This window comes from Phormidesmis sp. 146-33, assembly GCF_052939515.1.
In genome coordinates, this window is record NZ_JBJPHU010000174.1 from 1 (window position 1) to 10,073 (window position 10,073).

At 46.9% G+C, this 10,073-nt stretch carries 8 protein-coding genes; 1 reads left to right on the top strand and 7 read right to left on the bottom strand.

The features are described 5' to 3' along the window. Window positions 1–291 precede the first annotated feature (291 nt). The 6 genes from ACJ2PR_RS33455 to ACJ2PR_RS33480 form a co-directional block, all read right to left on the bottom strand. Entirely contained in the window at window positions 292–1,290 is a 999-nt protein-coding gene (locus tag ACJ2PR_RS33455) for a hypothetical protein (RefSeq protein WP_446880283.1), read from the bottom strand. Between the two features lie 1,481 nt (window positions 1,291–2,771). Continuing rightward, window positions 2,772–3,353: a Crp/Fnr family transcriptional regulator gene (locus tag ACJ2PR_RS33460; protein WP_446880284.1), complete on the bottom strand. Its 582-nt coding sequence runs from the start codon at window positions 3,351–3,353 to the stop codon at window positions 2,772–2,774. Between the two features lie 211 nt (window positions 3,354–3,564). Beyond that, the gene (locus ACJ2PR_RS33465) at window positions 3,565–4,518 is read right to left on the bottom strand and encodes a hypothetical protein (protein WP_446880285.1); all 954 of its coding nucleotides are present in this window, start codon (window positions 4,516–4,518) and stop codon (window positions 3,565–3,567) included. After that, window positions 4,445–5,449 (bottom strand): hypothetical protein, encoded by a 1,005-nt coding sequence (locus ACJ2PR_RS33470; RefSeq protein ID WP_446880115.1) that lies wholly within the window; start codon window positions 5,447–5,449, stop codon window positions 4,445–4,447. The genes ACJ2PR_RS33465 and ACJ2PR_RS33470 overlap by 74 nt, the downstream gene beginning before the upstream one ends. A gap of 195 nt (window positions 5,450–5,644) precedes the next feature. After that, window positions 5,645–6,037, bottom strand: coding sequence for a cupin domain-containing protein (locus ACJ2PR_RS33475; RefSeq protein WP_446880116.1), 393 nt, complete (start codon window positions 6,035–6,037; stop codon window positions 5,645–5,647). A gap of 142 nt (window positions 6,038–6,179) precedes the next feature. Next, a complete protein-coding gene (locus ACJ2PR_RS33480; RefSeq protein WP_446880286.1) occupies window positions 6,180–7,211 on the bottom strand; it encodes a metal-dependent hydrolase in 1,032 nt (343 codons plus the stop codon). Between the two features lie 659 nt (window positions 7,212–7,870). Here ACJ2PR_RS33480 and ACJ2PR_RS33485 point away from each other — a divergent pair. Next, complete coding sequence (locus ACJ2PR_RS33485) at window positions 7,871–9,316, top strand: pentapeptide repeat-containing protein (protein ID WP_446871255.1); 1,446 nt, start codon at window positions 7,871–7,873, stop codon at window positions 9,314–9,316. A 50-nt stretch (window positions 9,317–9,366) separates the two neighbouring features. Here the strand turns inward: ACJ2PR_RS33485 and ACJ2PR_RS33490 are convergent. Then, the coding region (locus ACJ2PR_RS33490; RefSeq protein ID WP_446880287.1) for a hypothetical protein at window positions 9,367–10,073 on the bottom strand (707 nt) is incomplete at its 5' end.

Sequence of the window (10,073 nt, forward strand, 5' to 3'; positions counted from 1 at the left end):
TCTACTTCCCTCCTAGCTTCCTTTCTCGCTTTCCTGAGTTTTGTCAGTCAAGCAGCCTCTTAACCTTCTCAAGTGTAAGTTCTTGCAACAGCCAGAAATACTACAACGTTCCTAGTCAGCGGTTGCCGAGGTCTTTGCACCTCATCTAAGCGGCTTCGAGCAATCCGCTGCACTAGGGTTGTTAGCCTGCGGCAAACTACTAAGCCCACTATTTACTATTCCTTTCTTCAACGAAACTTTGTACACCTTTTCAATCAAAACTTATTACTGAAAATCATAGAACTTTGAGGATTAATTGGAAAACATTTTCATACAAGGTCGTAATACACGATCGAAGTCGGAATACTGATTAGTATTAAATTGAGAACGCCCTGAACCACCAATGATACCATCTTCAATTTTAGTGCTTTGTTTACCTTCCAGTGGGTCATCATGGGTTGTTTCTACCTCAGAGCTTGATCTGATAACTTTTCTAAAACAATTTCCACTACCACCTTCACTTGTCCAACCAATAATGGTGTTACCTTTTTTTCGTAGCAGTAGGAAGTTACTGTAATTGTTAAACGGAGGTTGTTGTGTACTGAAAAAATAATCCCCGTTCAACAAATTCTGTACTTTCAATATTCCAGAAGGTGGAGAAGTGTTAGCTCGCGGATTTTCCTGTTGAGAGCCGTTGAAGGAAATTCCCTCACGAAAATTATCGATTTTGTTAAACTTATACTCATCGTCATTGCTCTGAAGACAATCGTTTAGCAAGGTCTGATACGGTTCAATAATCCTTGCCTGACTTAAACTCCAAAGTGGTGTAAAGCGACCAACCTCTCCCTCGCTGAATGAAGTGTTACTATGAATTACTAATGGTTGATCGGTTGCATTTGTATAGAAGCTGTTATTACGCCATAGCATTCTACTAACACTAACTTTACTGTATCCCTCGTATGGGCTAGGTCGTGAGTCTACAATTGCAATACATGCCTTGCTTCCTACAGTGGCGATATGTCTACCTGAACCCTTAAATAAACTACCTCCATTTTCAGGACTATAAGTGCCAAGTGCTAATGGTGGTTTAGGGGGACTTTGCGAAACCACAGAAGAAGTGCTTTTTCCATCATTCATTGTAGAGCTAGGGGAAGGGCCGTTGATCTTTGGTGATTGCTGATTGTTAGGGAAGAGGCTATTCCACCACCAGGGAGACGTTCCTCCAGCTAAGATTGCTACAACAACAGCTACAACAATTTGACCCAGAACACTTTCTTTTTTATCACCTGACATTTCCACCTCAAACTTCATTCAATTCTAGGTTCATACAGAAATTCCCACGCTGCATTAGGATTATTACCTCATGCTAGAAGTAGCAGGCTAACTATTATTTGGACTGAAAGTTTCTGCCTAAGATCCCAACTTGAGGCACTTAGCCCGAATCTTTCCGCCTAAGTCCGAATCGAGCCACTTAGCCTGACGCGGTTTCCGCATAATACCCCTCGACAGGAACCCTAGCTGGAAATCTTCCATATTTCTTCCAAGAGAGAACCTGTTACCGTCCGCATAAGATCCTAAATGACAGAATAACAGCGTTGGAACTCGCCGTGATAGAACCACGAACCAGAAAACTGCTCGAACAAGTCTCTGACCTGTTGCGGGTAAAGCACTATTCATACCGCACCCAGCAGACCTACATTTAATGGATTCGGCGCAACAGCTTTCTCTGTATTCTGTAAAACCCAATCCCAGGCATCACTCCTCCCCCGCCCCTAGAACGAGTAGCTTGATCCGCGCCATCTGCGGTTTCTTTGAAGTTGCGCTTTGCGCTAATCGCATTCGTACTCAACGTCTAAAGGACTCTGTTTTACAGTTTGCTTGAGGGAGGGGTGATTACGGCTCATTCGTTCTCAAAACGGGAAGATTGAGCCGGATCACCTTGTCAAACTTGTTTCACAGGCTTTTACGGGTAGAGTTATCCCTCTTAACCTTCTCAAGTGGAAATCTTCTCAACAGCCAGAAATACGATAACGGTTCGGTCGAGCGGCTGCAAATAACCTCGGTACATATAACCAGAAGCTCTCAGCAGCACGCTCCAACCAAATTGTTTAGACCGTACTTTGACCGATCACAGCACAACTTTGCTTGTCAAAGGAAAGCACTAATTATTCGCCGAACTTCTCCTGCCGTTACGCATAGATTCGGGCTACCAGTCACACTAGGGCCTCGAACACAGAGCTTGGTACGGTCTTCAGTGGATTTGTTGTCTAGAGGGTTGTATCTCGTCTCAACCCAGGTCTGAAGACTATACGGAACGCCTAGATAAACACCCCATTTCTTCGTAGGCTCATGTTTGTGATGAATGAGTATCTTCACATACAAATTTCTGCCCTCAACTCGTAGTGCTTCAACCTTTGCAGATCCTCGATTGCCTTGAGCCAATTTCCCTAGATGCCCCTCAAGCTCTCCGATAATCTGGTTTCTCACTGACGGCAACTTTGAAGTCCAATTTGATGCAACACTAACAAGGATCGGTTGCTGTTCTAGTAGTGTGGGAAATTCAGTGGTATTAGAGTTGGCAACTCTAAAGGGTTGAACAACTTCCGCCACTTGAGATGCTTTCAGGGAGGAAGCCAAGGTGGTTTGGCTATCTGCCACTATAGAACCTGAACTCAGAACCGTTAGAGCTAATCCTAAAAACGCTGGTTTCATCTGTACCTCTGTAAGCGATTTATAACTGGTGTTCTGCTGTAAATCTATCCAGAGGGCACTTTCGTCCGCATTGACTTAGGTTAAGAAGTTTTCCTGTAATAAATCCTGCGCTTCAATCGACTGAGTGACTCTGGTTTGATACCAAGATATGAAGCTAGATGATAATTAGAAACTCGATCGATGATTTGAGGTTCGTTTTCAAAGAGCTTACAATAGCGCTCTTCAGGAGTATCCATGTAGAGAGAAACCAATTTATCTCGCGTCTTAGACGCAAAACCTTCGGCATGAAGCCTCAAAAACATCTGCCCGTCTGGAAGTCCTTCAATAAAGTGCAGTGCTTGGTGATCAACCAGAAGAACTTTAGAGTGTTCAATCGCCTCGCAAAAAAATTGTGAAGGCTCTTGATTCAGAAAACTTCTGTAGTCACCAAAGCTTTGATGTTCAGTGTGAAAGGAAAGGGTACATTCTCGTCCATCGTTAAACAGGAAAACCCTGACGCAGCCTTTCAATGTAAAACCAATGAATTTACAAATATCCCCTTCTTGAAACAGAAAGTCTCCTTTGTTCACTTCCACACACTTCAAAAAAGGATCAAGCAGCGTAGGGTTAATTTTGAATTCAGGAAAAATCTTCAGAATGAATGCGTAAAACGGTTCATACATCTGCTTATACCTTTTACAATCTCATCAAGGGTGGATTCCCCGTCCCTTGGGGCGTAAGAAGTGCTAAAAAGGGCTGTTTCCATAGTCCGTCCGCTTGCAGCAGAGTTATTGATTATGGTCTTCCAGAAAAAGATGATTGGGCAAAAGCTTTAGGATCTCTCTAGGTGAAAATACAGGTTTTTCCATGTTCTGCAAAATCCTGTCCCTAGTATTACTCTTCACCCGCCCCTAGAACGAGTAGCTTGATTCGTGCCATCTGCGATCGCATCCTCGCCCAGTTTCTAAACGTCTCTGCCTTCTTCGCATCCAACGCATTGAGCTGATTGAGATAGCTTTCAGTGTCGGACTCCCCAAACCTGTAGCCCACCTCGATCAGCTTCATTTTGGTCACACTGCGCTTGGTGATTTCCTGTGAGATCTGAAAGTCCCGTCGCACCACATCAAAATCCAACACGCTGATGATCACCTGCTCTCGAATCTTATCCGCCAGGTCGCCCCGCTTGTTTTCGATCTCTGCCAGTTTGACTTGAAGATCTCCGATCGCAATCGATCGACTCTGTGCGGCGGCATCTCCCCCGGTAGCATTCCGAAATAACGGCACTCCGATCAGACTCAGAACATCGTTGATGCCGCTCACTGACAGCACACCCAACAGCTTGTCTAAAAAGCCTCGTTTCCTCGCGGGTTGTCCTGCGGCTACTGGGATCTCATCGACCTTCAAAAAGCTCTGTACCAACGGCTCAAAGACTCCTAACTTAACGGTCGCTTGATTATTTTTCTTTGCCTCTTCCACCTTCTGAGTGATGGCTTCGATGCGCTGGTCGATCGCTCTCAAAGTAGCCGAGGTTTGAACCGCTTGAGATTGCAGTTGTTTGATACACTCGTCCGTCGCTTCCAAACAAGGCAAATCACCCAGCATCAGTTTCCAGGTGTCCTCGCTCATTTTGAGTTGGATGAGACGATCCAGATTATCCCCCACTGGATTTAAGGGATTGGGGTCGTCCTTGAGTTCGCCACTTTCTGATAAGCCGTTGGTGTCAGGTTTAGCGGGCTTCTCACTGTCGCCGTCGGCTTCACTTAGCTCAGTCTCCTCATCGGGTGAAGCTGTTTGTATCGAAGGTTGGGGTGCTGGTGGGGTTAGCTTCTCGGTCTGAACGGCTGGCACCTTCGGAACGGGTAACTTTGTCTGTGCCTGGACGTGTTCTGAGATCGTTAGTGATAAGAGTAAGCTCAACGCTGAGATTCTTATCGTTCTGCCCTTCCCATCTAACTCGCTGTACTTTTCCTGCATAGGGCGCTTTCACCTGTGAGAGTTGATTTAGCTGAGTGTCGAGGTTTTGTAGTTGGATGTTGACCTGACTGAGTTGGAAGGTACGATCGCGTTCCTGCTTCTCCCATTCCTGCATCTGTCGCTGATACTCCAGGCGTTGTCGTTCGAGTTCGATGTCTCGTTTGCCTCGCTCTAATGAGTTTTCATATTGCTCTCTCTGATAGTCGCTTTTTGCCCGTTCTAATTTGGCTTTTGCGAGTTCTAGATCTGCTTTTGCCTGTTTCACATCCCGTTCCCGTTGCCGTCCGACTTCCTGTTCGTGAGGAATGGTACTAGGAGGTATCTCAGCCTGCATGGAGTCGAGTACTGCGAGTTTCTGTTGTTGTTGGAGCCAGCGTTGCTCGACTTGTTGAAAGGTAAGCTGTAAGCGGTCAATCTCTGCCACTTCCTGTAAAACATTGGGGGGTGGAAGGGCGGCCATTTCAGTCGCTTGCTTAGGTGCCAATGGTCGGATCGGCGGTTGATTGAGTCGCTGGATTTGGATCTCAACCTGTGCCTTCTGAGTTTCCAACCGTTGCCGCTCACGAGTGCGATCTGAAAGGACTTGACCTACTAAAACGGTGTCGCCCTCTTTCACCTTTAGATCTTCCGGCGCTGTCAGCGTCAATTGCAGCTTAAAGCGTCCCGTCCTCTGAATTGGGGTAGCCGTCGGTGAGGGAGTCGGGATGAGGGATGAGGGATGAGGGAGAAGGGATGAGTTTTGGGCTTGAGCCACACAGCCAGTTAGCAGCAAACTCACTGTAAATATTTTCAGTAGGGCACTCATTGAGGACGGGGACTAATCACTTTCAGGGTTAGTGTGCCCTTGCCCTAAAGTTAAGCGATAACGGCTCAAATCAGCCGCAGCAGGAAACTCCCACAGCATTTGAAGGTAGGCTGTGATCTCTGAAGCAGCGGAAGTGAAAGGAGAAAACGTTGCTGGGTTTCCTATGCCAACCGAACTGGCAAGATCGAGGACTGTTTAATCCAACTTATAAACCTGAACGCTTTCTTGTTCATTGGGGTCATTACGCGATACTAATGCGATCGCGGCTTCGGTGCTACTTAAATTGACGGGTTGATGGGGCACCCCATTGGGAATGAAGATGAAATCTCCCTCCTGGTTCACGACAGATTTAGAGAGATTTTCACCATAAAAGGTTTGTACGTTCCCTTTTAAGAGATAAATTGCTGTCTCAAATCCATCATGGAAATGCGGTTCTGCCTTTGCCGAAGGTGGGATAACGACAATGTTCATCGATATGCCCGTTGAACCAGTCGTCTTTCCAGAAATACCAACGTAGTTAGGCAATCGTTGAATCGTATCGGTTGTTTCTGACGGTCTGACCGTTACTATTTCTTGATCTAAATTCATGGGAATCCCCCGTGCATCTTGATGTTGGCTAGAATTGCACTCACCCTCAGCAGGTCATTCTGCATCATAACCGATCAACTCTTGGCGATCATTCGGCATGATGTTAGCCCTCTTCATGGATGAGAGACTTCAATTTCGTTAGTCAACTAGGACGCGGACTTATCACTTTCAGCGCGAGTGTACCCGTCCCGTACTGGTCACTCAAGCCTTGAACTGCCTGTTCGATCGGGTGATGATTCAATACGGCAGTAGACCCGCTTAGAGCAGCCGTCTGTAGGTGATTCGGAATCATGGGAAATTGAACGCGCTCCGGCACGTCGATCGACATCTGTCCTGTCAGCAAAATCAACGCGCCGGGGTGGGCACTCATCACCTCTTGCAGCTTCGGGGCGATCTCCTCATCGTTAAAGGCAAGGCTGATCACTTGAGTTGTAGCAGGACTGCCCAGCGCCGGAGTGACTCGATCTGCAAGAATCTGCTTGCCTGTTTGGTAGAGTCCTTTGCCATCGCTGACCACAAACTCATTGCCCTCGACTGCCACAATAAAAAACCGCCCATCGACACGGGTACGATCGCTGGCCCAAATGCCGTTGATCTGAGCATAGATATGATTGCTTGATGCCTTCTGGTTGTACACATCGACCGCAGCTTCCCGCATCCCCAACGCCTGCACCACGTTTTGAGTAATCCCGCCCCCGGTTGCCGCATGGACACCCACCAACAGGAGAACGATCGCCAAACTCAAGACCCATAGTTCCGTCGCGCTGCCCGTGGTGATCCGCCGTCGAGGGTTAGCCACACTCACGGCCCAAACGGGGTAAGGGTAAAACAACATCACGCCCTGTTTGGTAAAGCAGTCACTAAAACACGCGAGCAGATGACCTAATGGGAGCGCTGCCCACACGCTGATGTTTTGAGTGAGAGAGCCGATCGCCAAACTGAATGCCGCAATTCCTAACGTCGCTAACAGGCTGTGGGTAATGGTTCGGTGGGGGTAACGCTCCTCAATCCAGTTGCTGATGGGGAAGAGGATCTTACCGATCGTGCTGGTCGAGGTATCGATGTCTGGAAGCTGCGAGCCAACTAGAGCCAAACAAAGTGCCAAAGGGTCAGCGGTTCCGAGGATTAAACTGACTCCGGCGGTGGCGATCGTGGCATGAGTGATCGACATCATGAGAAACTATAAACAACCTCTGAGCGGCAGGATGCTTATAGATTGCCCAGGCGCAATTAATTCCAGCAAATCGATGATGAACAGATCCAACAAGGGCTGAACCTGCTCATCCAATCACAAACTACTCGTCGTTCGACTTGCGTAGCACTTCAGCCAACCTAGCCAGACGGTCTAGCAAGTAACCAACAGCTACGATGGTTGCAACCGCAACACCACCGTTAACTATCATGGTTGCTGCGTCCGCTGGAATTGGAAAGGTTGGCTGAGATACGGTCGCAAGCACACCCGTTTGGGCAAGCTCGTTAGGCATCAGCTATTCTCCATAGTGAAGGGGACAGACCCGGAGCTAAGTCACGAGCAGGTGGAGAAGCTGAAAGACTCTGCAACAAGCTTTCGACAATCTCATACTTACTTCGTAAAATCCTTTTGTATCCGAGCTACTAAAAGATACCCACGTACTAAGAGAAATGTCAATAGTACAGAAAATTGAAATTCCCCTCAAACCAAGTGGCGTTCGAGGGGCATAAGAATGTCAAAAGCTTGTTGCTCAATCATTCTAGGCATTGATTAACGCTTACAGTAGCTCAATCTACCGTTAAAAAGGTTCAGAAATCAATTAAAATTGAGCTAAAAGTGAACCACTCTGGCAGGACTACAAGATGGCTGCTTCCATCAAAGCATCTCCTCACGGACTGACGATCGTTGATTCGGCTCGAAAAGAGTACGGATGGACAAAGACGGATTCTAGATGGTTGGAGATTGCAACCGTCTCCACCGCAACGCTAAAACGCTTCTGGAGAAGAGAACCAATAGCCCAAGATTCTTTCATCAGCATCTGCAAGGCGGCAAAAGTCGATTGGCAGAAAGTTACAGAGTTAGGCTCAGAACATCTTCGCAAATTGCTAAGTGAGGGAACAGATGCTTGGAACGAATGGAAAAACCTTAATCCACCTTTAGGTTACAGCTTCAATGGCGAAGATTTGCAAAACGCTAACCTAGAAGGTGCTGATCTGAGCGGCACATCTTTTGTAAGAGCTAATTTGGGTGGTGCCAACCTAAACAACACTAATTTAACCAGTGCTAATCTCAACGGTGCTAATCTCAACGGTGCTAGATTAAAAGGGGCTAATCTTACTGCTGCTCAGGTTCTTTCAACAGTGTTTATAGGTGCTGACTTGACTGGAGCTTGTGTTCAGGATTGGAATCTCAATGAGGGCACTAGACTTGAGAATGTTGTATGCGACTACATCTATCTTCGACATACCCCATCTGCTACACAGCCATTTGCTGAACGTCGTCCTAGTGATCGCAACTCTATTTTTGCTCCAGGCGAATTTTCTGCACTATTTCAAAAGGTAATTGACACAGTTGACCTAATCTTTGCTGATGGTATCGACTGGCAAGCTTTCTTTCAGTCGTTCCAGCAACTACAGGCGGAGTACGGGACTGGTACATCAATTCAAGCGATCGAGCGAAAGAACAATAGATCGGTTGTAATTCGATTGGAGACACAGCCTGGAACTAATAAAGGTGCAGTTGAACATGACTTAGCGCTTCTCTACAATACAAAACTCGCTCTCCTAGAGGCAAAGTACCGAGATGAATTGAAACTTACGCAAGAAACGCTAGAAGAACATAGACGACAGGCTTCAGATTTAATTGATGTCATCAGAACAATGGCTGATAAACCTATGACTTTGAATATTCATGCCTCAGACTCTACACAAACTACTTCTATTAACTTCGGAAGTGAAGTTCACGGTAATGTCAACATTCACTCAGTAGGACAGCAGACAGACACTTCAAAGATTAATTTTGCAGATGAAGTTCATGGTAACGTCAACATTCATTCAGTGAATCAGAACCAACAGCTTACTGAAGCTATTCAAAAAACTCGCGATTTGCTAGGCAGATTGCTTAGTGATCCTTCTCGCAATGTTCTTCAAGCAGTTCACCACGCAATTCAGTACGATCCAAGTCTCAGAGAGTATATGCAAGACATTCTTGAGGCTGGAGGACTTGAGGCACTGAAGGCTGTGTTCGACGATTCTCCTTTGAGTATTCCAGCAGAAACTGTCAAAGGTTGGTTAGAGGCTGGGGAATGAACTGATAAATTTATCTCTTGATGAAGAGATTTTTCTCGCATCAACCTTCTTCATTGCCCCAACCGTTTTCTTGCACCCCTAACATGCCCCAACTGTTTAAGGGCCATCGCTGCCACAAGACAGACCCCGCCTGTGATGTAAAGTCCCCGGTTGCCCGTCCCCAGCCCCACAAATCGCACGACCGCAAAACTAAACAACGCTGCCACAATCACAGGCATGATCACCACATATTGCGTATGCTCCACGCGATCTTGCTTCATCCCCAACCGCTCACGCTGGATGACTTTACGAGCGATCATCTGATTTCGACCCGCCAGCGTTTGAAGCTCTGCCAACCGTCCTTTGGTGACTTGTAGCCCCAGGCGATCGGCTTCCTCCTGCATCACCGATCGAATCGTGCGATCGTCTGGCAGCTCTAACTCCACCTCCAATAACTCCAAAAACATATCCTTCATCGGGTTGATGGGTGAGAAGGCGATCAGTTTTGCTCCTTGCCCAATCACATCCTCAAACCAATAGCGCACACTTGCCGGGAGCCGTTTCGCTTCAGGTAAAAGGATCAAGGTGTCGTCTCTGAGGTTGGATAAGATCTCTTCCTTTAACTCATCGACTGTGAGCGCCTTTCCTCCTTCGTCGTCTCCCTCCTCGTTAAAGCTAGTGGTTTCGATCGGGATGTCTAACTGTTTAGCCAGCGATTGGAAGAACTGTTTGGTACTGCCTTTGTAAGTAGTGACAGCCACAGCAAATTCGCCCTGCA